At 66.9% G+C, this 22,768-nt stretch carries 22 protein-coding genes; 6 read left to right on the forward strand and 16 right to left on the reverse strand.

Features of this window, described 5'->3' with window-relative positions; translation table 11 throughout:
- Positions 1 to 40 precede the first annotated feature (40 nt).
- Complete coding sequence (locus AAHS21_RS25860; RefSeq protein ID WP_342930375.1) at positions 41 to 790, forward strand: dienelactone hydrolase family protein; 750 nt, start codon at positions 41 to 43, stop codon at positions 788 to 790.
- Here the strand turns inward: AAHS21_RS25860 and AAHS21_RS25865 are convergent.
- The 4 genes from AAHS21_RS25865 to AAHS21_RS25880 are packed head-to-tail and all read right to left on the reverse strand — an operon-like array spanning position 787 to position 5,075.
- Positions 787 to 2,016: a glycosyltransferase gene (locus tag AAHS21_RS25865; RefSeq protein WP_342930376.1), complete on the reverse strand. Its 1,230-nt coding sequence runs from the start codon at positions 2,014 to 2,016 to the stop codon at positions 787 to 789. The two genes, AAHS21_RS25860 and AAHS21_RS25865, sit on opposite strands and share 4 nt — an antisense overlap.
- A gap of 5 nt (positions 2,017 to 2,021) precedes the next feature.
- Positions 2,022 to 3,119 (reverse strand): acyl-CoA dehydrogenase family protein, encoded by a 1,098-nt coding sequence (locus tag AAHS21_RS25870; protein ID WP_342930377.1) that lies wholly within the window; start codon positions 3,117 to 3,119, stop codon positions 2,022 to 2,024.
- Positions 3,116 to 4,297 (reverse strand): acyl-CoA dehydrogenase family protein, encoded by a 1,182-nt coding sequence (locus AAHS21_RS25875; protein WP_342930378.1) that lies wholly within the window; start codon positions 4,295 to 4,297, stop codon positions 3,116 to 3,118. The genes AAHS21_RS25870 and AAHS21_RS25875 overlap by 4 nt, the downstream gene beginning before the upstream one ends.
- Positions 4,290 to 5,075: an SDR family oxidoreductase gene (locus AAHS21_RS25880; RefSeq protein ID WP_342930379.1), complete on the reverse strand. Its 786-nt coding sequence runs from the start codon at positions 5,073 to 5,075 to the stop codon at positions 4,290 to 4,292. Before AAHS21_RS25880 ends, AAHS21_RS25875 begins: the two co-directional genes overlap by 8 nt.
- A 132-nt stretch (positions 5,076 to 5,207) precedes the next feature.
- Between AAHS21_RS25880 and AAHS21_RS25885 the strand changes: the two genes are divergently transcribed.
- Positions 5,208 to 5,537 carry a PE-PGRS family protein gene (locus tag AAHS21_RS25885; RefSeq protein ID WP_342930401.1) on the forward strand — a complete coding sequence of 110 codons (330 nt, stop codon included), beginning with the start codon at positions 5,208 to 5,210 and terminating at the stop codon, positions 5,535 to 5,537.
- Between the two features lie 21 nt (positions 5,538 to 5,558).
- On the opposite strand, the gene AAHS21_RS25890 is transcribed toward AAHS21_RS25885, so the two are convergent.
- Together AAHS21_RS25890 and AAHS21_RS25895 are read right to left on the reverse strand one after the other, a co-directional pair.
- A complete protein-coding gene (locus AAHS21_RS25890) occupies positions 5,559 to 8,786 on the reverse strand; it encodes a carboxyl transferase domain-containing protein (RefSeq protein WP_342930402.1) in 3,228 nt (1,075 codons plus the stop codon).
- Positions 8,783 to 10,315, reverse strand: coding sequence for an AMP-binding protein (locus AAHS21_RS25895; RefSeq protein WP_342930380.1), 1,533 nt, complete (start codon positions 10,313 to 10,315; stop codon positions 8,783 to 8,785). Before AAHS21_RS25895 ends, AAHS21_RS25890 begins: the two co-directional genes overlap by 4 nt.
- Positions 10,316 to 10,352: 37 nt before the next feature.
- Between AAHS21_RS25895 and AAHS21_RS25900 the strand changes: the two genes are divergently transcribed.
- Entirely contained in the window at positions 10,353 to 11,186 is an 834-nt protein-coding gene (locus tag AAHS21_RS25900; protein WP_342930381.1) for a thioesterase family protein, read from the forward strand.
- 54 nt (positions 11,187 to 11,240) lie between these two features.
- Here AAHS21_RS25900 and AAHS21_RS25905 read toward each other — a convergent pair whose 3' ends face one another.
- From AAHS21_RS25905 to dapB, 3 genes are read right to left on the reverse strand one after another with little or no spacing between them, the layout of a single operon-like run.
- Entirely contained in the window at positions 11,241 to 11,642 is a 402-nt protein-coding gene (locus AAHS21_RS25905; protein WP_342930403.1) for a flavodoxin family protein, read from the reverse strand.
- A gap of 50 nt (positions 11,643 to 11,692) precedes the next feature.
- On the reverse strand, positions 11,693 to 12,148 hold the full coding sequence (locus AAHS21_RS25910) for a hypothetical protein (RefSeq protein WP_342930382.1): 456 nt from the start codon (positions 12,146 to 12,148) through the stop codon (positions 11,693 to 11,695).
- Positions 12,145 to 12,882 carry a 4-hydroxy-tetrahydrodipicolinate reductase gene (gene dapB / locus AAHS21_RS25915; RefSeq protein ID WP_342930383.1) on the reverse strand — a complete coding sequence of 246 codons (738 nt, stop codon included), beginning with the start codon at positions 12,880 to 12,882 and terminating at the stop codon, positions 12,145 to 12,147. The genes AAHS21_RS25910 and dapB overlap by 4 nt, the downstream gene beginning before the upstream one ends.
- 111 nt (positions 12,883 to 12,993) lie before the next feature.
- Here dapB and AAHS21_RS25920 point away from each other — a divergent pair, with 111 nt between their 5' ends.
- On the forward strand, positions 12,994 to 14,352 hold the full coding sequence (locus AAHS21_RS25920; protein WP_342930384.1) for an HNH endonuclease signature motif containing protein: 1,359 nt from the start codon (positions 12,994 to 12,996) through the stop codon (positions 14,350 to 14,352).
- On the opposite strand, the gene AAHS21_RS25925 is transcribed toward AAHS21_RS25920, so the two are convergent.
- Both AAHS21_RS25925 and AAHS21_RS25930 read right to left on the reverse strand, forming a co-directional pair.
- Positions 14,342 to 15,430: a dihydrodipicolinate reductase gene (locus tag AAHS21_RS25925; protein WP_342930385.1), complete on the reverse strand. Its 1,089-nt coding sequence runs from the start codon at positions 15,428 to 15,430 to the stop codon at positions 14,342 to 14,344. The two genes, AAHS21_RS25920 and AAHS21_RS25925, sit on opposite strands and share 11 nt — an antisense overlap.
- 5 nt (positions 15,431 to 15,435) lie before the next feature.
- Positions 15,436 to 16,461 carry a Rieske 2Fe-2S domain-containing protein gene (locus AAHS21_RS25930; RefSeq protein ID WP_342930386.1) on the reverse strand — a complete coding sequence of 342 codons (1,026 nt, stop codon included), beginning with the start codon at positions 16,459 to 16,461 and terminating at the stop codon, positions 15,436 to 15,438.
- Between the two features lie 202 nt (positions 16,462 to 16,663).
- Here AAHS21_RS25930 and AAHS21_RS25935 point away from each other — a divergent pair, with 202 nt between their 5' ends.
- Together AAHS21_RS25935 and AAHS21_RS25940 are read left to right on the forward strand one after the other, a co-directional pair.
- Positions 16,664 to 17,242, forward strand: a complete 579-nt coding sequence (locus AAHS21_RS25935; RefSeq protein WP_342930404.1) for a TetR/AcrR family transcriptional regulator — start codon at positions 16,664 to 16,666, stop codon at positions 17,240 to 17,242.
- 78 nt (positions 17,243 to 17,320) lie between these two features.
- Complete coding sequence (locus AAHS21_RS25940) at positions 17,321 to 17,782, forward strand: GNAT family N-acetyltransferase (protein WP_342930387.1); 462 nt, start codon at positions 17,321 to 17,323, stop codon at positions 17,780 to 17,782.
- Positions 17,783 to 17,786: 4 nt separating this feature from the next.
- Here AAHS21_RS25940 and AAHS21_RS25945 read toward each other — a convergent pair whose 3' ends face one another.
- The 5 genes from AAHS21_RS25945 to AAHS21_RS25965 form a co-directional block, all read right to left on the reverse strand.
- Positions 17,787 to 18,881 (reverse strand): PDR/VanB family oxidoreductase, encoded by a 1,095-nt coding sequence (locus AAHS21_RS25945; RefSeq protein ID WP_342930388.1) that lies wholly within the window; start codon positions 18,879 to 18,881, stop codon positions 17,787 to 17,789.
- A gap of 2 nt (positions 18,882 to 18,883) precedes the next feature.
- Entirely contained in the window at positions 18,884 to 20,650 is a 1,767-nt protein-coding gene (locus AAHS21_RS25950) for an SDR family oxidoreductase (RefSeq protein WP_342930389.1), read from the reverse strand.
- A gap of 3 nt (positions 20,651 to 20,653) precedes the next feature.
- Positions 20,654 to 21,562 (reverse strand): metal-dependent hydrolase, encoded by a 909-nt coding sequence (locus AAHS21_RS25955; RefSeq protein ID WP_342930390.1) that lies wholly within the window; start codon positions 21,560 to 21,562, stop codon positions 20,654 to 20,656.
- Positions 21,563 to 21,683: 121 nt separating this feature from the next.
- Entirely contained in the window at positions 21,684 to 22,145 is a 462-nt protein-coding gene (locus AAHS21_RS25960; protein ID WP_342930391.1) for an SRPBCC family protein, read from the reverse strand.
- A 15-nt stretch (positions 22,146 to 22,160) separates the two neighbouring features.
- Positions 22,161 to 22,676, reverse strand: a complete 516-nt coding sequence (locus AAHS21_RS25965; RefSeq protein WP_342930392.1) for an Lrp/AsnC family transcriptional regulator — start codon at positions 22,674 to 22,676, stop codon at positions 22,161 to 22,163.
- Positions 22,677 to 22,768 lie beyond the last annotated feature (92 nt).

Here is a 22,768-nt window from a genome sequence, read left to right on the forward strand (position 1 = left end):
GGAAAGCTTACGTCCACACACGCGGAGTAGAACGGGTGCCATGCCGAACATCACCGACACCATCACCACCGCCGACGGGACCTGCACGGTCCATCTGCTCACCCCCGGGGGCCCGGACACCCAAGCGCCCCACCCGGGCGTGATCATGTATCCCGACGCCGGCGGCGTGCGTGACACCTTCCAGCGGATGGCGGCCAAACTGGCCGGATTCGGTTACGCGGTGCTGTTACCGGACGTGTACTACCGCAACGCCGGCTGGGCCCCGTTCGACATGGCCAGCGTGTTCGGCGACGAACAGGAACGTAAGCGCCTGTTTTCGATGATCGGCAGCCTGACGCCGGACAAGATCACCAGCGACGGCCGCGCGTTCTTCGACTACCTGTCGGACCGCCCCGAGGTATCCGGTGAGCGCTTCGGGGTGTGCGGCTACTGCATGGGCGGGCGAATCTCGCTACTGGTGGCCGGCCGGATTCCCGACCGCGTGGCGGCCGCGGCGTCCTTCCACGGCGGCGGCCTGGTGTCGGATACCGCGGACAGCCCGCATCTGTTGGCCGAGAAGATGACCGCCACGGTCTACGTCGGTGGCGCCGAGAACGATGCGTCGTTCACCACCGACCATGCCGAACAGCTCGACAAGGCGCTGACGGCTGCCGGTGTGCGCCACACCATCGAGTGGTACTCCGCGGCCCACGGCTTCGCGGTCCCCGACAACGCGCCCTATGACGAGGCCGCCGCGCAGCGGCATTGGCAGGCGATGGCGGAGGTCTTCGCCTCGGCACTGCCGCGCTAAGGCTTTTTCTGACTCACCGCGTCGAGCAACAACTTTGCGGCCACCGCCGCACCGTCGCCGCGGGTCATGGCCGCCACCGCGTTCGCGCGGGCGCGGGTTTCGTCGGTCAGGACCATCTCGAGCGCGGCCGGCAGCGAGCCAGGGGGCGGCGTCGGGCCGTCGCAGGCGGTGCCGATGCCCAGCTCTGCCACCCGGCAGGCCCAGTACACCTGGTCGGCGCCCTGCGGCACGACGAGCTGGGGCACACCGGCGCGCGCTGCCGTCGTCGTCGTGCCCGCGCCGCCGTGGTGCACGACGGCGGCCACCCGCCCGAAGAGCGCTTGCTGGTTGACCTCGCCGACCGCGAGGCAGTCGTCACGCTCGTCGATGGGGACCAGCTCGGCCCAGCCGTGCGAAAGCAGCACGCGCCTGCCCTGGGCGCGAATGGCCTCGATCGCCATCGGGACGACGTCCTTGGAACCCCACAGCGGCATGCTGCCGAAGCCCAGGTACACCGGCGGCGTGCCGGCGTCCAGGAACTCCTCCAGCTCGGCCGACAGGGGACGCTCGTCGGGCAGCACCCAGGCGCCGGTTTGCACGACGTGCAGGTCCGCGAGCGGCTGCCAGGGGCCTAGGGTCTGGTCGGCCGCCAGCCACGGGCGGGTGGTGTAGGCGTAACCCCGCACGTCGTCCACCGGGGCCAGGCCGATCGCCGCCCGGTGACTGTTGAGCGTCGGACCGAACAACATAGTGGCGTTGCGCGCGTTGTGGTTCCACATCATCCGGTTGTCGATCTCGCCGGTCCCCATTCCCCGGCCCACGAACTCCGGCGGCGGGTGATACGGCGACGGCAGGTGGGTCGGGTGATAGCTGGCGTAGACGTACTGGATGCCGAGTTTCTCGGCCACCGAGCGTGCGCCGGCCGCCGTCCACACCAGGGCGGTCGCCACTATCGCGTCGCAGCCCTGCGCCGCGGCGGCGACCGTGTCGAACTGCGCGGCGAGCAGACCCAGCACGTGCGCACGCACGTCCGCCTCCGACGACCGCGCCGCCTTGGTGGTCATCGCGCGCACCGACGGACCGAATCCCACCAGCGGTATCCCGAAAGCAGCTGCCCGCTCGACGAATTCGTCGTCGGGCGGCGCACACACCACGGCCTCGGCGCCGAGCGCCTGCAGCTGCACCGCGACTGCCAGCAGTGGTTCGACGCCGCCGCGCGTGTCGTACGTCGACAACAGCACCCGCATGGCGATTACGAGACCGGCAGATCGACCAGGGCGGCCAGCCGGGCCCGATGACGGTAGGCGGTGCCGAAGGCCAACTGATCGCTCTTGGCCCGCTTGAGGTACAGGTGTGCGGGATACTCCCACGTCATGCCGATGCCGCCGTGCAGCTGCACGCACTCCTGCGCCGCGTGCACAGCGATGCCACTGCAGTAGGCCTGCGCGACCGCCGCCGCGATGCTGGTTTCCGGATCTTCCCGAGCGCAGGCGTCCGCGGCGTGGCGCGCCGCGGCCGTCGCCGACCCGACCTCGAACCACAGATCCGCCAACCGGTGTTTGATCGCCTGGTAGGACCCGATCGCGCGGCCGAATTGCTTGCGCTGCTTGGCATAAGCCAGGGTGGTCTCGAAACACCACTGCGCCACTCCGAGTTGCTCGGAGGCCAACAGCGCGGCACCCGTCTCCAGCGCCGCGACCACCGACTCGCCCGCCGGCCCCACGGGCGTTGACGACGCCGCCGAAAACTGGACATTCGCAAGGGGTCTCGTCATATCCAAAGCCAGCAGTGGGGACACTTCAACCCCGGCCGCGCTCTTGGAGACGGTGTGCAACTCGAGTCCGTCGGCACCCGCGACCGGCACCACCAACACGTCGGCCTCGGCGGCGCCTGCCACGCTGCTGACCGTCCCGGTCAAGCCGTCCGGGCCGGTGCTCACGCCGGCGATCGGATCGCCGGGGGCGGTGGACAGCGGCACCACCAGCGTCGCGGTCTGCTCCCCCTGAGCCAGCGCGGACAGTGTTTCGGTCTCGCCGGCACGCGACAGCGCAACCGTGGCGAGCACCGCGCTGGACAAAAACGGCACCGGCGCGACCGCGCGGCCGATCTCCTCCATCACCACGGCGGCCTCGCGGGCACTGGCGCCCGCACCGCCGAGCGCCTCGGGCACTAGCAGGGCGGCTACCCCCAACTCACCGGCCAGCCGCCGCCACACATCGGAAAAGTCCGGTGGCACTGGATCATAAGCCCGGGCCACCACGTCGGGTGGGCACCGGTCGGCGAACAGGTGACGGACGCTGTCCCGTAAGGCGTCCTCGGTATCGGAGTACAGCAGATCGCCGATGCTCATCGAGCCAAGTCCTTCCAGGCGACGTCCTTGTCGACGCGGTGTTCGCCGGGCAGGCCGAGAATTCGCTCGGAGATGGTGTTGCGCAAGATCTCTGACGTGCCACCCTCGATCGAGTTGCCCCGCGCGCGCAGATAGCGGTAACCGGGTTCGCGACCGATCAGGTCGACCGTCTCGGGTCTGCGCATAGTCCAGTCGTCGTAGCGCAGTCCCGCCTCGCCGTGCATTTCGATCTCGAATCCCGAGATCGCCTGCGCCAGCGTCGCAAAGGCGATCTTCATGCCGGCACCCTCCGGCCCGGGCTGGCCAGTGCTGGCCTGCTGCCCCAACCGCTCCCCGGCCAGCCGCAGCACCTCCGCCTCGACCCACAGTCGCATCAGCTCGTCGTGCATCGCGGGATTACGCAGTGCGGGCTCGTGTCGCCACGCTTGGGCGACCTTGCCGATGTGGCCGCTTTCGCGGGGCACCCCGGAACGAGAGCCGATCGCGACCCGCTCGTTGTTCAGTGTGGTGGTCGCGACCCGCCAGCCACCGCCCACGGGGCCGAGCCGATTCGCGTCGGGCACTCGGACATCGGTGAGGAACACCTCGTTGAACTCGGCCTCGCCGGTGATCTGGCGCAGCGGCCTGATCTCGACACCGGGCTGGGTCACGTCGCACAGAAAGTAAGTCAGGCCAGCGTGTTTGGGCACCGTCGGGTCGGTACGGGCAACCAGGATGGCCATCTGGGCGTTCTGCGCCTGCGACGTCCACACCTTCTGCCCGTTGACAATCCAGTCGTCACCGTCGCGGACCGCGCGGGTGGCCACCCCGGCCAGGTCCGATCCGGCACCGGGCTCGCTGAACAACTGGCAGTAGATCTGTTCACCGGTGAACAGCGGACGCAAGAACTTTCGCTTCTGCTCGTCGGTGCCGAATGCCGCGATCGTGGGCGCGGCCATGCCCATGCCGATGTAGTTCTTCACCGTGCCGCCCACCGGTGCACCGGCCGCGGCGAGCCGCGTGTCGACGTACTCCTGGGCTTTGCGCGGCAGGTCCAGACCGCCAAAACCCTGCGGGAGGTGGACCCAGGCCAGCCCGGCATCGAATTGCGCGCCAAGGAAATCGCGCGGGTCGCTGGCCGCTGGGTCGTGCTCGTCCAACAGTGCCGTTACCCGCGCGTCCAGGTCTTCGCTACTCATGGGTTTCCCCGGGCCGCATTTGGAAGCCCTGCGCGCCGCCCAGCAACAGCCCCCCGTCGATCACCATCGTCTCGCCGGTGATCCAGCTCGCCGCGTCGGAGACCAGAAAAGCGACGGCGTTCGCGACATCGACGGGCTCGCCGATGCGACCCAGCGCGATCTGCGACGCCAGCGGATCCTCGTGGTCCTTCCACAACGCCTCAGCCAATCTGGTGCGGACGACGCCTGGGGCGATGGCATTGACTCGCACGCGCGGCGACAGCTCCAGGGCCAACTGTTTGGTGGCGTGGATCAGCGCTGCCTTGGTGGCGTTGTACATCCCCATCCCCGGCGATTGGTGCAGCCCGCCGATGGACGCGGTGTTGACGACGGCGCCACCGTGCTCGCCCATCCATGCCTTGACCACCAGCGATGTCCACAGCAGCGGAGCCCAGAGATTGACGTCGAAGATCTTGCTGAACCGTGCGTGATCCTGGTCGATCAGCGGGCCGAATGCCGGATTGGTCCCCGCGTTGTTGACCAGAATATCGACGCTGCCGAACTTTTCCAGGGTGATCTGCACGCAGTTGCGCGCGGCGTCTTCGTCGACCGCGTGAGCGCCGACGCCCAGCGCCCGTTCCCCGACTTCCGCCGCCGCCGCCTCGGCCGCTTCCTGTTTGCGCGCGGTGAGCACCACATTGGCGCCCGCGGCCGCCAGCTGTTGCGAAATAGCCAACCCGATTCCGCGCGAGGCCCCCGTGACAATCGCCGTACGGCCGGTCAGATCCAGTGTGGTCATCGTTGTACACCTTTTGTGTTGTGGGCCCGCGTTCACCAGCGACGAACGTCGATTGCAATCAATCTTTCGTGGAGAGGTTTTGTCCGCGCGCGTGCGTGGTATGCGAGTCGCATGTTAGCGAAATTCACCCTCCTGAAACCACTAGTCATCGGCGGCGCCGTTGCTGCTGCGATCGCCGCTGCACCGATGGCCGCGGCGGATAGTTTTGCGACCGCCCCGGCAATGACCAGTCCCGCACCCACCCACATCGTCTTCAAGGACGACCCGGGCGGCGGCGGTTGCGACGCCAACGGCAACTGCGGTTCCGGCGGCCAGAACAGCGGACCCGGTGGAGGCCCCGGTGGGACCGGCTGCATCCCCGGTGTCGGCTGCGGCTCCGGCGGCCAGAACGCGGGCCCGGGTGGCGTCCCGGGCGGCACCGGATGTCTGCCGGGCGTCGGCTGCGGATCCGGCCACGCCTGATTTCCCCCCAGAGACGACCCTTCAGACTCCCGCAAGCCTGGTGATCCAGGCCCGGGAGTCTGAAGGGTCGATTACGTCGTCCAGCTCGAACGTGGTGGCGGCCCGAAGGGCCTTGCCGTGTTGATAGGCCGCCGCCACCAGCTTCTCGAACAGTTGCTCACGCTCGCCCGCATCGGCCGCCGCGGCCAGCTCCTTGCTGAAGCCCAGGCGCACCGCGCCTTCCAGGCCCATGCCGCCGATCTCCCCCGTCGGCCAGGCGACGGTGAACTGCGGGGCGTGAAAAGAACCGCCCGCCATGGCCATTGCGCCCAATCCATATCCCTTGCGCAAGATGATCATTCCCAGCGGCACCGTCAGTCGGGCGCCGAGCACGAACATCCGGCCGAACCGGCGGACGGCAGCCTGTTTCTCCGCATCCGGTCCGACCATGAATCCCGGTGTGTCGCATAACGAAATCACCGGCAGCCGCAACGATTCGCACAGGGTGAGAAAGTCGCCGGCCTTGTCGGCGGCCTCGGCGTCGATCGCGCCGCCCAGGTGATGACTGCTGTTGGCCAGCAGTCCATAAGCAACACCCTGGACCCGGACGAGTGCGGTGACGATGCCGACGCCGTAGTCGGGCCGCAGCTCGAGGACGGAGCCGACGTCGACGATGGACTCGATTGCGCGGCGCACGTCGTAGGCGCGTAACCGATTCTCGGGCACCACATGTCGGGCCAGACGTGGGTCGGGCGCCGCCCAGTCGTCGATGCTGCCCTGGAAGTACGCCAGGTACTGCTTGGCCAGCGATACCGCGTGCGCCTCGTCGCGCGCGACCAGGCTCACCACCCCGTTGTGACGCTGCACGTCGATCGGGCCGATCGCCTCGGGCGGATACACCCCGAGCCCGCCGCCCTCGATCATCGCCGGACCGCCCATGCCGATGTTGGCGTCCGGGGTCGCGATGATCACATCGCACACCCCGGCCAGCGCAGCGTTGCCGGCGAAGCAACGCCCGGACACGACGGACACCAACGGCACCCGCCCGCGCAACCCGGCGAGCATCCGGAACGTCGGCACGTCCAGTCCGGCCGCCCCACCGACGTCGGTGTCACCGGGCCGCCCGCCACCACCCTCGGCAAACAGCACCACTGGCAACCCTTTTCGAGCGGCAACGTCGAACACCCGGTCCGTCTTGGCATGGTTGCGCATGCCCTGCGTTCCGGCCAGCACGGTGTAGTCGTAGGACACCACGACGGCCTCGGCCGCGGCCCGCCCGAATCGGTCGGCACCGATGGTCGCCAAACCGGCAACCAGACCGTCGGCCGGCGTGTTGGCAATGAGATCCTCGTCCGTGCGCCGGCTGCGTTGCGCCGCGATGGCCAGCGCACCGTATTCGATGAAGCTGCCGTCGTCGATCAGGTCGGCGATGTTCTCCCGGGCGGTGCGACGACCCTGCTTGTGCCGCTTGTCGACTGCCGGTTGACGGCCCTCGTCGAGGGTGATCAGGTGGCGCCGCTCCACCTCGTCCAGGTCGGCCCGGGACCCGTCGAGATCGACTGCGGTGCTGATAGACTCGCGACCGACGCTGTCCCCGGTGCGGGTGAAGACCACCAGCGGATCTCCGGTTCCGACGACCTGGCCGGGGGCCACCAGGTTGCGGACCGTGCGCAGCGCATCCGGCGCGACGAGCACATGCTGCATTTTCATCGCTTCCAGTACGACCAGTTGATCACCGGGCGAAAGCTCGGCGCCCTCGGGCGCCACCTCCACCACGGTGCCGGCCAGTTGGGCACGCAGCGCGTCTTCACCGGGATACAGCTCGACGGAGGCCACCCGGGTGTCACGCTCGTGGGTCAGCGCCGCGGCCGCCAGCTCGGGAAGCCTCGCGTCGAGGAAGGTCGTTGTCACCAAACCGGATTCAACTTGACTGTCGGACAACAGCTCTCGCAGGACATTGATGTTCGTCCGGACACCCTCGACCTCGAATTCGGCCAGCGCGGTCCGCGACTTACGCAGCGCCGCAGTGAACGAGGATCCGCGGACGTGGGTGACGACCTTGGCCAGCAGCGAGTCGTATCGCGTGCTCAATGTCAGGCCGGTGCGGCCGCAGGTATCCACCCGCACTCCCGGACCACTCGGCGGCGAAAACACCGTCAAGGCACCCGCCGCGGGCACCACGCCGCCGTCTGACGTCAGGGTTTCCATATTGACTCGGGCTTGTATCGCGATGCCACGGCGAGCAGCCGGCTCGCCGATGACTTCTTCACCGTCCGAGGCGATTCCCGACGGCAGTCCCAACTGGTAGTAGGAGGCGCCGCCGGCGATAGCGAGCTGGGCGGCCACCAGGTCTATCCCGGTGGTCTCCTCGGTAATCGTGTGTTCGACCTGAATGCGGGGGTTGATCTCGAGGAAGACGAATTTCTCGCCGGTGACCAGGAATTCGACGGTGGCCAGTCCGCACAGGCCGGCCCGCGCGCACAGCCGGGCTGCGGCCACCTGCAGTTCACGGCGCAGCACATCCGAAAGCCCTTGTGCGGGAGCAATTTCCACGATCTTCTGGTAGCGCCGCTGGATGCTGCAGTCGCGATCGCCCAGGGCGAGCGCATGCGTTCTCGGCCCGGCCGGCGCAGCGACGACCTGGACCTCGATGTGCCGGGCGTCGTCGAGAAGCCCCTCGGCGAACACCGCCGGATTACCGAATCCCAGTTGCGCCTCTGCCGCACATTGGCGGTAGGCGTCGTCGATCTGATCCGCACTGTCCACGCGGCGCATCCCGCGTCCACCCCCGCCAGCCACCGCCTTGATCATGATCGCCCCGTCTCGAGAGGCGAAAAATGCCCGGACATCCTCGACGCTGCTGGGCCCCTCGGTCGCCGGCAGCACCGGCACCCCCGCGGCGACGGCGGCGGCACGTGCCGAGGTTTTATTGCCGACCGCCTCGAGCACGTCGGCATCCGGACCCACGAACGTGCACCCGGCCGCCGCGCAGGCACGGGCGAAATCGGCGTTCTCGGAAAGGAAGCCATAACCCGGATGAATCAGCCGCGCGCCGGCGCTTTTCGCTGCCGCCAGAATCGAGGACTGGTCCAGGTAGGCGCCGGGCCCGCTGCCCGGCAGACCGAGCGCTTCGTCGGCCGCATGCACGTGCGGGCTGTCGGCATCGTCGGTGGCGTAAACCGCGACCGTCGGCATGCCCAATTCGGTTGCGGTGCGGACGATCCGAAGGGCGATCTCGCCGCGATTGGCGATGAGCAACGTCGCATTCATCGCAGCGGGTCGCCCCATTGCACCTCACCGCGAAGCTTGGCTTTGAGTAGCTTTCCACCGGCATTGCGTGGCAACGCTTCTGACGCGATCGTGACGTACTGCGGGACCTTGAAGTCGGCGAGTTGAGCACGGCAATGCTCGAGCACGGCCGGCACGTCAATCCGCGCTTCGCCGCCGAACAGCACCGCTCCGACCTTTTCTCCCATCACCTCGTCGGGCACCGCCAGCACGCAGGCATCGGCGACGTTGGGTGCGGCCAGCAGCACCCCCTCGACCTCCACGCTGGAGACGTTCTCGCCGCCGCGGTTGATGATGTCCTTGAGCCGGTCGACGATGTGCACCCTCCCCGCGGCATCGACCCGGACCACGTCGCCGGTGTGCAGCCATCCGTCGACGATGGTGGCCTCGGTGGCCTGCGGCCGGTTCCAGTATCCGGCCGTGATGTTGGCCCCGCGCACCACCAATTCGCCAACACCGGGATCGTCACCGCTGGGGATCACGCCGAGATCCACCGATGGGACCGCGTAGCCGACCGAGTCGGCGTGCTCGATGGCGTACGAGTCGGGCAGCACGGTCATCAGGGAGGCCGACTCGGTCATGCCGTAGCCGTTGAATACCGTCGCCCGCGCGAACGCGTCCTTGATCGAGCGCACCATCGAAGGGGCAGTGGGTGCGCCACCGTAGCCCACCCACCCGACGCCGGACACATCCGTAGTAGCGAATTGCTTGTGCCGCAACATCAGAGAGTAGATCGCGGGAACCGTCACCAGCTGTGAAATCCGTTCGGCGGATACGGTGGCGATCATTTCGTCCAGGTTCAGCGCCGGCAAGATCACCGACGTTCCCCCCGCCCGGGTGGCCACCAAAAGCTGTGTGTTGCAGCCGGTCACGTGAAACAGCGGAACCGAGATCAGGGTGCGCATCCCCTCGCCGAGGTCCGATGGAATTCCCGAGCACCGGATCGCATTCTCGGTGTTGATGACGAACGCCTCGTGGGTGGTCGGCACGCCTTTGGGATGCCCGGTGGTTCCCGAGGTGTAGAAGATCGCGGCCGTGTCGCCACGGGTGAGTCCTTCGGCCACATACGGTCGGCCATCGGGCAGCGGCGTGCCCGCGGCCAGATCCACCCGTGCTCCGGAATCGGATAACACGAAGTCGACCTCGGGCCGCGCCGAGCGCGTATTGACCGCCACCGCAATGCCGCCGGCCATCACCGTTCCCCAAAATGCCAGTACCCAGTGAAGGCCCGCGGGGTAGCGCACCGCGATCCGGTCACCGCGTTGCACGCCGGCTGCCCGCAGCCCACCGGCGACCCGCGCGGCGCCGTCCCAGAGCTGCCGGTAGGTCAGCCGCCCGGCGCCTACTTCGACGACGGCCTCGCTATCGGGACGCCGGGCGACCTGCTCGGCCAGCATGTCGAGCAGCGTGGCCGGCAGATCCTCGTAGCGCGGGACACCGTCGCGATCGCGGAAGACACCCGTGGTGGCGAACGGGTTGTGGTCACGCGAAATTTCGATCACTGGAGGCATGCCCGGTCCTTACTATCCGGTGTCCTATCGTGATGCGGTGACGATCGACGATTCCGCCATCATGCCCGAGGCGTTCTTCACTGTCGACGGCGACTCCTACATTCCGGGCCCGCTGACGAAAGGCCCGTGGGGTGCGGCGATGGGCGGCCAGATCGTCGGAGGCCTGTTGGGTTGGGGAATAGAACAATCGGGCATCGACCCCGACTTTCAGCCCGCCCGGCTGACCGTCGACTTGTTGCGACCCGTGTTACTGCGCCCGGTGCGGATTCAGACGTCGATACAGCGGGAAGGCCGCCGCATCAGGCTGATCGACGCCGCCCTGGTTCAACGCGGCGAGATCGTCGCGCGGGCCAGCGCGCTGTTCCTGCGCCGCGGCGACCATCCCGACGGCCAGGTGTGGTCCTTCCCGGTGCGGATGCCCGAGCTGCCGACGTCCTACGAGGGCTTCCCGGCCGACATGCCGTTTCACATCTGGGGATACGGCGCGACCTTCGAAGGCAGTCCCGGCATCTCCGCGGGCGAATGGGAGCAGTCGCACGCGCAGAAGTTCGCCTGGGCGAGGCTGTTTCGCCCGATGGTGCACGGCCACCCGTTGACGCCGTTCACCCGTCTGGCCTTCGCCGGCGATATCACCAGCTCGCTGACACATTGGGGCACCGGTGGATTGCGCTACATCAACGCCGACTACACCGTGACCGCGAGCCGACTGCCCGACGGTGAGTTCCTGGGGCTGGCCGCCCAAAGCCATTACGGCACGGCCGGTGTGGCCACCGGTGCGGCGACCCTGTTCGACTGCCACGGCCCGATTGGCACCAGCTCCGCACTGGCGGTGGCCCAGCCCGCCGACGCGTTCCAACCGACCCACACGTAGTCGGTGCGCGTCACGGCGACTGCGCTGGGGGAACACCATCGACCTGAACGGTTTTCACTCCATCAATTGAGCGGCGACGCTCGCCCCGAGGTTCCAACATGCCTCGACGTCGTCCTTGCCCGGTTTACCCGAAACCGCCACGGTCGCCGCGGCTTTCACCCATCCCAGGCCCGTCGTGATGGCATCGACGGCCCGCTCGGCACCCTCGGTGCCCTCGTTTCCGTGCAGGTACAAGCCGAACGGGCGTCCCTGGGTGGAATCGAGCAATTGGTAATAGGCGCAGTCGAATGCGTGCTTGAGAGCACCCGAAATGTAGCCGAGGTTGGCCGGCGTGCCGAGCAGGTAGCCGTCGGCCTCGAGCATCTCGACCGGCGAGACCGTCAGCGCCGCCCGCCGCACCACGTCCACCCCTTCGATTTCGGGATCGGTCGCCCCCGCCACCACCGCCTCGAACATCTCCTGGCAGTGCGGTGACGGCGTGTGGTGCACGATCAGCAGCGTCTTGCTCACGGGCGCCCCTGCAGCTCGACCGCCGTCTTCATGGCTTCCCGGGCGCGGCGGCGATCCCCCGCGTAGTCGTAGGCCCGCGCCAGCCGATACCAATGCCGCCAGTCGTCGGGGTGGTCTTGTACTTCGGTGCGCACGGTGGCGAACAGCGCGTCGGCCGCATCGCGCTGGATACGACCCGACGGCCGCCGCGGCAGTTCGCCGGCATCGAGTCCCATCCCCTCCTCGGCGATCAGTCGGGCCAGCTTCTGGTGCGCGAGTCCGGCGCGCAGCGTGGAGATCATCGCCCACAACCCGATCGCCGGCATGATCAACACCGCCACCCCGAGGCCGACGGCGGCAGCCCGGCCCGAGGCGATCATCGCGACGGCCAACCGGCCCAGCAGCACGAAGTACAGCAACATCGCCGCGCACAGGAACGCGATCAGCAATTGCGTGCGCAGCGACCGGCTCATTGCAGGTTGAGCAGGGGCTCCAGCCCCACCGTCAGTCCAGGGTGTTCTTTGATGCGGCGCACCGCCAGCAGCACGCCCGGCACGAACGACGTGCGGTCCAGGCTGTCGTGGCGGATGGTCAGCGTCTCGCCCTGCGTGCCGAACAACACCTCCTGGTGAGCGACCAGCCCGGCCAACCGCACCGAGTGCACCGGAATTCCGTCGACGTCGGCGCCGCGCGCCCCGGGCAATCCGGTACTGGTGGCATCGGGGTTGGGCGGCAAGCCTTTTCGAGATTCGGCGATCAGCTTGGCGGTTCGAGTCGCCGTACCCGACGGCGCGTCGGCCTTGTGCGGGTGATGCAGCTCGACGACCTCAGCGGAGTCGAAAAACGGCGCGGCCTGTTTGGCGAAATGCATGGACAGCACCGCCCCGATCGCGAAATTCGGCGCGATCAGCACGGAAGTTTTGGGGCTGTCGGCCAGCCACGACTCCACCTGTTCCAGCCGCTCGCCGGTGAAGCCGGTGGTGCCGACCACGGCGTGAATTCCGTTGCTGATCAGGAACTCCAGGTTGCCCATCACCACGTCGGGGTGGGTGAAGTCGATGACGACCTCGGTGTTGCCGTCGGTCAGCAGGCTCATCGGGTCGCCGGCGTCCACCTCGGCGGATAACGTCAGATCGTCAGCGGCCCGCACACCGGCGACCATCGCCGACCCGACCTTGCCCTTGGCTCCCAACACTCCTACCCGCATGGTGTTCACCCTAGACGGGCCTCCGGTGCGCCTTTGTCCACAGTTGGGCGTTTGTCCACAGCCTCGGTTTTTGCCGTGGCCGGGCCTGGTGACGCTCGATAAGATTCGAACATGTATTCGATCGAGGTGGGCGCGGAAGTGGCCGCCGCCCTGGACGCACTCGACGCGGGCGACGCCGCGATCGGCGCCCTGCACTTCGATGCTTTGAGCCCCACCGTCCGGCTGCGAGTGCTCGAACGGATGGAAGCCTCGCGCCGGCGCCAGATTGCGTTGAGCCACGACCTCATTGCGGGCTTGTCCGACGAGGAGCCGGCGAGCGTGGGTGGCCCGATCCACCAGGTCATTGCCGACTGCCTGCGGATCAGTTATGCCGAAGCTCGCCGACGGGTCAAGGACGCCGAACAACTAACCGGCCGCACAACCCTCACCGGTGAAGAACTGCCACCGGAGCTTGCGGCCACCGCCACGGTCTGGCGAGCAGGCAAACTCGACGCGCAGCATCTGCGGGTAATTCAGGCTTTCGTCCGCGACCTTCCGGAAGCGACGCCCGCCAATACGGTCGAGGATGCCGAACGATTTCTCGCCCAGCAAGCCACCAAGCTGCGTCCCGATCAGCTACAAAGGGCCGCACATCGACTCGCGCTGCACATCAATCCCGATGGGAAGTTCTCCGACGCCGACCGAGCGCGACGGCGCGGCTTCGCGTGGTGCGGCCAGCGCAGCGACGGGATGAGCATCGGAAAGCTCGTCGCGTCACCGGAATTGCGCGCCAATCTCGACGCGTGGCTCGCTCGATTCGCCGCGCCCGGCATGTGCAACCCGGACGATGAATACCCTTGCACTACTGGCGAACCTGCCGAGGAGGCCGTTGGCCGGAATGCGCGTACGCCGGGCCAGCGTCAGCACGACGCGCTCAATGCTTTGGTCCGCGGCCAGTTGGGCGATCCGAAGCTCGGTCAGCACAACGGATTGCCGGTCAGCGTCATTGTGTCGACCACGCTGCAGGAGCTGACGACGGGCGCGGGTCGAGCGGTAACGGGTGGCGGAACGCTGCTGCCCATGCGGGATGTGATCCGGATGGCGAGCCACGCCTACCACTACCTTGCCGTATTCGACGACCATCAAGGCCGGCCACTGTATCTCGGCCGATCGCGCCGAGTCGCCACACCGGATCAGCGCGTGGTCCTGTACGCCAAGGACCGCGGCTGTACGCACCCGGGCTGCGACGCTGCGGGCTATTGGTGCGAAGTCCACCACATCGAGGAATGGGCCCGCGGCGGCACAACCGATGTCGACAATCTCACGTTCGCGTGTAGACCCCACCACAAACTCGCGGGAATGGGTTGGCGGACAAGGAGGTTAGCCAACGGTCGCACCGAATGGATCCCACCTCCGCAGTTTGAAGCCGGCGCGCGCATCAACGACTACCACCACCCGGAGAGGATCGTGGGCGATGACGCTACCGCTTGAACCGCCCGGCGAATGCGCGCAGCGGAAGGTCGGCACTGGTGATCAGCCCGGGCGGCGCCGCTACCACCGACCTGATCGAGGCCAGGGCGGGCATGCCGGTCACCGTCATGCCGATGGAGGCGAAGTTGTCCGGGTTGGACAGGTCGACGCCGGGCTTCGGGAAGATCATGTGTTTGTTGTAGATACACGGGTCGCCCTTGATCTGGGTGATGTAGCAGCCCTTGATATCCCAGTGCGGATCGGTATGGGGGGTCATCTGCCATTCCAGGTGCGTCTCGACTCGGGGCACCCCGTCCACCATGCCTTGGTACTTGATGTAGTTGCCGCCCAGCGAACCCTTGGGCAGGATGTACCAGCCCAGATCGACATCCTTTGTGCACGCGCCCAACTCGTAACTGAACTTGACCTCGTCGAGTTTGACGTCGAAGCAGTCGGCCATCAGCAGCACACTGTCGGCGAACACGCGGGTGTACTTCTCGAGCTTGCCCGGGATCGACGGATCGTCAACCGGCAGGCCGTAACCCACCTCGATCCAGGTGTCCTTGGAGTGGTGGCACGACACATCGACGGACTCGATCGTGGTGACGTTTTCGATGTCGGCGACGTCGGCCGAGCACACTACACCGAGAATCTGGTTGAGCCCCGGGTTCATCCCGGTGCCGTAGAAGGTCGCACCGCCCTTCTCGCACGCCTCGGCCAGCAACTGGGTTACCAGTTTGCCGGACGGGTGCGGATGGTTGGTGTCGCGGTGCCACCCGGTGATCCAGTCGGCGGTGGTGACGATATCGATGCCCGCCTCAAGCACCTGTAAGTAGAGATCCTCGTCGGGGAACACGCCGTGGAACGTCAGCACGTCGGGCTTGGCAGCGATGATTTCCTCGATGCTCCCGGTGAACTTCACCCCGTTGGTCCCCACGCCGGCGAACTCGCCGGTGTCCTTTCCTACCTTCTCCGGCGAATAGGCATGCACACCAATGAGTTCGAGATCGGGCTGGGTCGCGATCCGCCTGATCATCTCCGACCCGACGTTTCCACTTCCGACTTGGAAGACGCGAATCGGTCCAGCGGGTGCATTCATTGCATTCAGCCTTTCTGGGATGCTGCGTACACTTCGGCAGCGCTGCCACCGATGCCGTCGGGATAGAACTGCTTGGCCCACTTACGGATTGCCGTGAACCCTTCGTACTCGTCAGTGGCGAGCGCGGGCGGATCCGAATACCGCTGGTGTTGCCAGATTTCGATGTCCTGCTCGAACTGCCGGATGACTTCTCGGCCGAACTCCTGGGCCTTCATCTCGGCGCGGACCGGATCCTTGTGCGGCGCGCGGCCGATGTACACCATGAAGCGGACATCGGACGTGCACTCGTCGACCGGGGTGATCGCCGAGATGGTGCGGTTGTCGACCATGCCCCAGCTCTTGGTCACCGCGATACCCAGCCCGCCGTTGATCGCCTCGACGCCGCTGTTGACGTCCTCGATCCGCTGCCCGTCGTCGCCCTCGAAGGTGATGGTGAAGTCCACGAACGACACTGGTTCGCCGAAGTCGTGGCGCGTGAACACCGGCACGATCGGCGTGTTGTGCACGTACTTGAAGTGCGCGAAGTCCACCCCGTTTTCCAGCACGTACTGCGGGTGCAACTCCAGGCCGGCGCGGTACAACCGCTGTTGCGGGTAGTAGCCGTCGGCACTACGGCCGTCGCCGAACGCGGCGAACACGTCCGGGGCGTCGAAGAACGGCTCGCGACGGTCGACGTCGTGCCAGATGTAGACCGACTCGTTGCGCTCCACCACGGGATAGGTGCGCACCCGGCGGCCGCGATTGGGGCGGTCCTGATACGGAATGCACACATTGCGGCCCTCGTTGCTCCACTGCCAGCCGTGGAATGGGCACTGCAACACCTCGCCGACGACCTTGCCGCCGTAACCCAGATGAGCACCCAAGTGCTCGCAATAGGCGTTCATAACGGTGAGCTGGCCGGAGTCAGCCCGCCAGGCGACCATCTCCTGGTCGAAGTACTTCATCTTGTGGACGTCCCCGACGCCGATCTCCTCGGACCAGGCGACCTGGAACCATCCGGTCGGTTTCATCGACAACGGCGGCTTGGCCATCAGAGCTGTCCTCCTCGCAACGAATGATAGCGGCGCCAGTCAACAATCAACGTACCCTCTATGAAAATCTAGTCCGCTCGGCCGCGACGCGCAAACAATCGATTAGGATCGGCCGATGACACAGCGGGCTACCAGGCACGTTTCGGAGGCCGGCATCGTCGGCCGGCGGCCCAACCGGCGCGGCAGCGCGACTCGCGAGAACATGCTCGAGGCCGCATTGCGATCGCTCGGCTCGGGCGAGCCGGGGTCGGTGTCGGCCAATCGCATCGCCAAAGACATCGGCGCCACCTGGGGCGCGGTGCAATACCAGTTCGGCGACACCGACGGGTTCTGGGCGGCCGTGCTGCACCGCACCGCCGAGCGACGGGCGGCGACGTTCTCGTCACTGTCGACACCGGTCCAACCGAACGCCCCCCTGCGCGAGCGTGTCAGCGCCATCATCGAAACCTTGTACCGCGGTCTGGCGTCGCCGGATTCGCGCGCGATCGAAAATCTGCGCGCCGCCCTCCCCCGCGACCCCGCCGAGCTGGAGCGCTTGTACCCGCGCACTGCCGCCGAGTTGTTCTCCTGGGGCAAGAGCTGGTTGGAAACCTGTCAGAACGCCTTCGCCGGGCTCGACGTCGACCCGGACCGGGTCCGGGAACTGGCCGCGCTGATCCCGGGCGCGATGCGCGGCCTGGTGTCCGAGCGTCAACTGGGCTCCTATGCCGACCTGGACATGGCACGGCGCGGTCTGACGAATGCCCTGGTCGCCTACCTTGAGCACTCCCGGGCGGATTGACCTTAAGGTGGCCCTGTGAAATCGAAGGACGTCAAGATCCGCAGGGCCGGACCGGGCGATTTCGAGAAGGTCGCGGCGATGCACTATCCGGTGTGGCGGCGGTCGTTCGCCGGCATCCTGGACGATTACCTGCTCGACCTGATCGCGACGCCGCAATTGTGGGTCACGGTGAAGTACCCCGAAGCGCTCAATCAGCCGGGATGGGGCATGTGGGTTGCCGAGGCCCGCGGCAAGCTATTGGGAATGACGGTCTTCGGGCCCGAGTCCGCTAGCAGCGATGACCTGCAAATCGACGCCCTCTACACCTCCGACGATGCCAAGGGACTCGGAGTCGGTGTGCGCCTGCTGAACAAGGCCGTGAATGCCAATCCGTCGGGCGACGTGGTTCTGTGGTGTGCAGAACGCAATGACGCGGCGCGAAAATTCTACGAAGACAACGACTTTCAACTTGACGACCGTACGCTCGTCTGGCAGCCGCTGCCCGGCGTAACGGTGCGCCATGTGGGCTACCGACGTCATCGATCAGCGCCGGCGGGCTGAGCGCTCAGGCATCGATGACGAGCCGGCCGGCTTTCGCCCGCGACACGCAGACCAGCATCTCGTCACCGCCGACCGCCGCGCGCCCGCGGTGGTCGACCTGTCCGGCAAGCACTTTGACCTTGCATGTTCCGCAGAAGCCCTGCTGGCAGGAGTACGGCGTGGTCGGGTCAAGGTCTCGCATCACGTCGAGCGCGGACCGATTGGCCGGAACGTCGAGCAGCCGCTGTGACCGCGCGAGCTCGAGTTCGAATGCAACGCCGTCGACGACCGGTGGCGGACTGAATCGCTCGTAATGCAAAGGCGCATCGGCGTGTTCGTTGCGGGCTACGCGAACCGCCTCCAGCATCCCGGTTGGGCCGCACACGTAGACGGCGGTCATCGGCCCGGCGCCGGCGAGCAGGTCATCGACGGCGGCACAGCGACCCTGTTCATCGTCGGCCCAGATGGTGATCCGGTCCGGGGCCACCGCCGTCACTTCGTCGAGCAACGGCATGTATTCCCGACTGCGCCCGGCATAGATTGCGCGCCAACTGATTCCGCGTTGCTGGGCGATCTGGATCATCGGCAGAATGGGCGTCACGCCGATGCCGCCGATCACGAACAACACGTCGCGCTCGTCGGACCCGAGATAGAAGGCGTTACGCGGCCCCTCGAAAAGGAGCGTGGAGCCCACCTCGAACGCGTCGTGCATTTCGATCGAACCGCCTCCGCCGTCGGCGATTCGGCGTATCGCGATGCGATAGTCGGCGCGCCGGCCGGGCGGACCGCACAGCGAGTACTGGCGGCGCCGGCCCGAGGGCAGCACCACGTCGATGTGACCGCCGGGCGTCCAGGACGGGAGCAACCCGCCGTCCGGGTCGGCCAGGGTCAGCGCGACGACATCGGGCGCGGCGAGTTCACGCTTGGTCACGACGGCGGCCCGGGTGCGCGGCACCGGCTTGATCCGCGACGGCTCCCACCGCGACACCGCGCTGAATCCGTCGTACAACACCCGAATCCCCCACAACACGGTGCCGAGACGGTCCCGGGCGCGCCGACCGTAAAGATCGGTGGGCCTACTGGTCCAGATACTCTCCCGCACAGGCAAATCCCCCACCATGCTTACGTCGGCCGAATGTCCAGCCGTGCGAGCAGCCGCACGGCGCCGGGACTGATCCGGCGCATCGCGTAGCCGATTCTCGACTCGGCGGCCACCGGTAGCACCGCGGGCCCGGTCTTGATGGCCTTGACGATCGCCTCAGCCACGGCTTGCGGGGTGTAGTTGCGGCGCCGGTAGGCCGCGTCGGCCTTGTCCCGGGCCCGCTCCTGCTCGGCATCCGACATCCCAGCGTAGACAGTATTTTTGGCGATATCGGTGTTGACGAATCCGGGGCACACCGCGGTGACGGCAATGCCCTCGTCGGCGAAGTCGGCGCGCAGCGATTCGCTGAACCCCAGCACCGCCGCCTTCGTGGTGCTGTAGGCGACCATGGATTTCGACGGCAGGTACGCCGAAGCCGAGGCCACGTTGATGATCGTCCCGCCCTCGCCACGCTCGACCATCTGCGCGCCGAAAGCCCTGCTGCCGGTGATGACACCACGCAGGTTGACCCCGATGATGTCCTCCCAGTTACCGGAGCTGGTCTCCAGGAACCGGCCCGCCATGCCGATGCCGGCGTTGTTCACCAAGATGTCGACCACACCGTGGTCGTTGAGGACTTGGGCGGCAAGGTCGTTCATCGACGCTTCGTCGCTGACGTCGGTTTGGTACACCACGGCCTCGGCGCACGCGGCACGAACGGCGTCCGCGGTTTCGTTGGCCGCGTCAAGGTTTCGATCGACGATGATCACCTTGCGAGCACCGTGACGGGCCAGTTCCACCGCGGTGGCCCGGCCGATGCCGGCACCCGCGCCGGTGATCAACGCGAGCTTGCCCGGTATCTCGTGCGGGCCGCCTTGCACCGCGGGCTCGCCGGCGGGGGCCGCGCCGCCGACACTGCGATCGATCCACTCGCTGGTGAGCCGGGCCACCACATCGGGACGAGATGTCACCACCCAGTGACCGCCCTCGATCGAAACCACCCTGCCCCCAGCGGGAATCGCGCCGGTAAAGCGCTGCAGCGCGGGAGTCACGAAGAGGTCCATGCGCGGCACCAGCACCTGGACCGCGACGTTGGTCTTCGGTAGTTCGCGTCCGGGCATCAACATCGGCGCGGGCATGTTGGCCCGGTACAGGTTCAACCCGTTGACATAGTCCGCGGTCGATCGCGGCGTCGCGCGGCGTTGACTGCGCGTGCTCGATCGGCCGATGCGTTCTATTGCCTCAACGACTTTGACGCCGATTCCGGAATGAAACGCCGCTTCCGGCACGCCCGGGCACAGGAAGAAGCCGATATAGGTCGAAGCCATCAGCTGGCCCGCGACCTGGGCCAGCCCCCGCGGGTTGCGCGCCGAGCGCAAGAACCTGCCCGCGTACTGCAGATGCGGTCCCGAGATCGAGGTGAACGACGCGATCTTGTCCATCATCGATTCGTCGGTGATGGCCGCCCAGGCCTGGATCGAACCCCAGTCGTGGGCCAGCAGATGGACTTTCTCGACGCCCAGGCTGTCGATCACCGCGCCGAGATCGGACACCAGATGCTCGAAGGCATACCCGGATTGCTTTGCCGGACGCGATGATTCGCCGGCGCCGCGGACGTCGTAGGCCACGAAGTTGTACCTGCCTGAGTAGTTCTGCGCGAACTCCTCGGCGATCGGGTCCCAGACGTGATGATTATCGGGCCAGCCGTGAATGGCCAGGATGGTTGGCCGCGCCGCGTCGATTTCGGTGTAACGATGGACGGCCAGGGCCACACCGTTGGATGCGGTGAATCCGAAGTCAATGGTCATAGATCAGTGCGACGCCCTCGCTGCGGGAGAGACGGCCAGATAGTCGACTGCTTGCCCAAGCCCGCCCAATTGCGACGGGTGGAAGCCCGGCCGGTAGTAATCAGCGATACCACGCAGGAATCGTAGCGGGCCGGGCAGCAGGCCGCGGCGGACTGCTTTGACGTAGTCACGCCAGCGCGGCTTGCTGCCGGCCGACAGCAGCGGGTCTACCGAATAGAGGTAGCGCACGCCACGGATCCACAGCAGCAGCATCGCCGGAGAGACGACCAGCTGCGCGCGTACCTGCCGCCAATACCCGGCCCGCAGATGCTTCATCGTGTCGAAGGCCACCGCCTTGTGCTCGACCTCTTCGGCGCCGTGCCAGCGCAACATGTCCAGCATCACCGGATCGGTGCCGATGGCGTCGTGTGCCGGGGTGTTCAGGATCCACTCGCCCAAGATCGCGGTGTAGTGCTCGATCGCGGAGACGAACGAGACCTGCTCGAGCAGCCAGCTGTCCCGGCGCCGTTTGCTCCACCCCGGCCGCGACCCCAACACCTTCTCGAACATCCAGTTGACCTGGCTGGTGTAGGGCGTCACGTCGATGCCGCGGGCGTCGAACCGCGCGAGCACGCCCGAGTGTGCCTGCGAATGCACCGCCTCCTGACCGATGAAGCCCTGCACATCCAGGCGCAGCTGGTCGTCGCGGATCAGCGGCAGGGCGCGCTTGAACACCTCGACGAAAAACTCCTCGCCCGCGGGCAGCAGCAGGTGCAAGACGTTGAGCATGTGGGTGGTAAACGGCTCGCCGGGCACGTAGTGCACCGGCAGCGCCGCCCAGTCGAAGGCCACATCACGCGCCTCGAGCACGAGGCGCTCGCGGTCGAGCGACGCGTCATGCGGACCCGCGGCCCGGTCGTCGACGGTGAACATACGGCCCCCTACCTCAGCGTTTACTTCGACTGACAGTCGTCTCGGTGAACATCGGGCATGGCAAGTATAGGTTCGCCGCACGAATATGCGAAACCGGCGGTACCGGGTTTCTCGCCGGGGGCTACCCGGCCTCGGCACGCTGCTTGAGGCGCTGCAGCGTGAGCTCGATGTTCTTGGTGTTGGCGGCCACCCGGTCGGTGACGCCGGTGGCCCTACCGGAGAGCTTGCGGAACCAGCCGGGCCGCCGGTCCCAGGTGCTTTCGGTGACCAGACAGCCACCGTCGGACGCGACGATGTCGTATTGCCAGTGCGCAATGGGAAAGACGGTGTGCCGCACGTCGAACGCGAACCGCCGGCCCGGCTCGGCGTCGGTGACGGTGCACCGCGTGTTCCACCGCTTGCTTCCGTTTTCGTTACGGCCGGCGAACACCGCCCCCTGACACGCCGCATCGCCCTTGCACCACCGCATCGCGACGGCTTCTTCGGCCAGCGAGGTCAGCGTCGGCAAATCGGTGATCAGCGAATAGACCACCTCGGGACGGGCGTCGATCTGGACACTGGCCGACACGCACGGGTCGCTCATCCGCAGATCCTAAGCCTAGATCGGCGCGGCTCCACGGAGATGTTCGAAGATCAGCGAGGTCTGAGTTCCGGCGACGTCGGCGTCCGCGTTGAGGTTCTCCACTACGAAGGAACGCAGGTCCTCGGTGTCGCGGGCGGCGACATGCAGGATGAAATCGTCGGCACCCGCAAGGAAGTAGACGTCCATCACCTGGCGGCGTCCCCGCATCTGGTGGATGAAGCTGCGGATCTTGCCGCGCGCGCTGGATTGCAAGGTCACCGAGATCATCGCCTGCAGCGGCATTCCCACCGCGACCGGATCGATGTCGGTGAAGAAACCGCGAATCACGCCGAGGTCGATCAACCGCCGTACCCGCCCGTGACACGTGGACGCCGCGATGCCGACCTCCTCGGCCAGGGCGTGGTTGGTCATCCGGGCATCGGCGTGCAGCAGGCTCAGAATCTTATGGTCCACCGCATCGAGATCGGCCGGCCGAAGATCCTTCGGCCGGTCCCCCGGCACCCCCACAAGATCCGTTGACTTATCAGTCATTGGTAGTCAGGGGCGCGGTGGCTGCAGAGCAGACCCGTTTCCCCATCCCCCTTTCAATCCGTGCGTGCGGTTTTCCCGCACACGGCTTACCG

The sequence above is a fragment of the Mycobacterium sp. 050272 genome, from assembly GCF_039023525.1.
In the GTDB taxonomy this organism is placed as follows: domain Bacteria; phylum Actinomycetota; class Actinomycetes; order Mycobacteriales; family Mycobacteriaceae; genus Mycobacterium.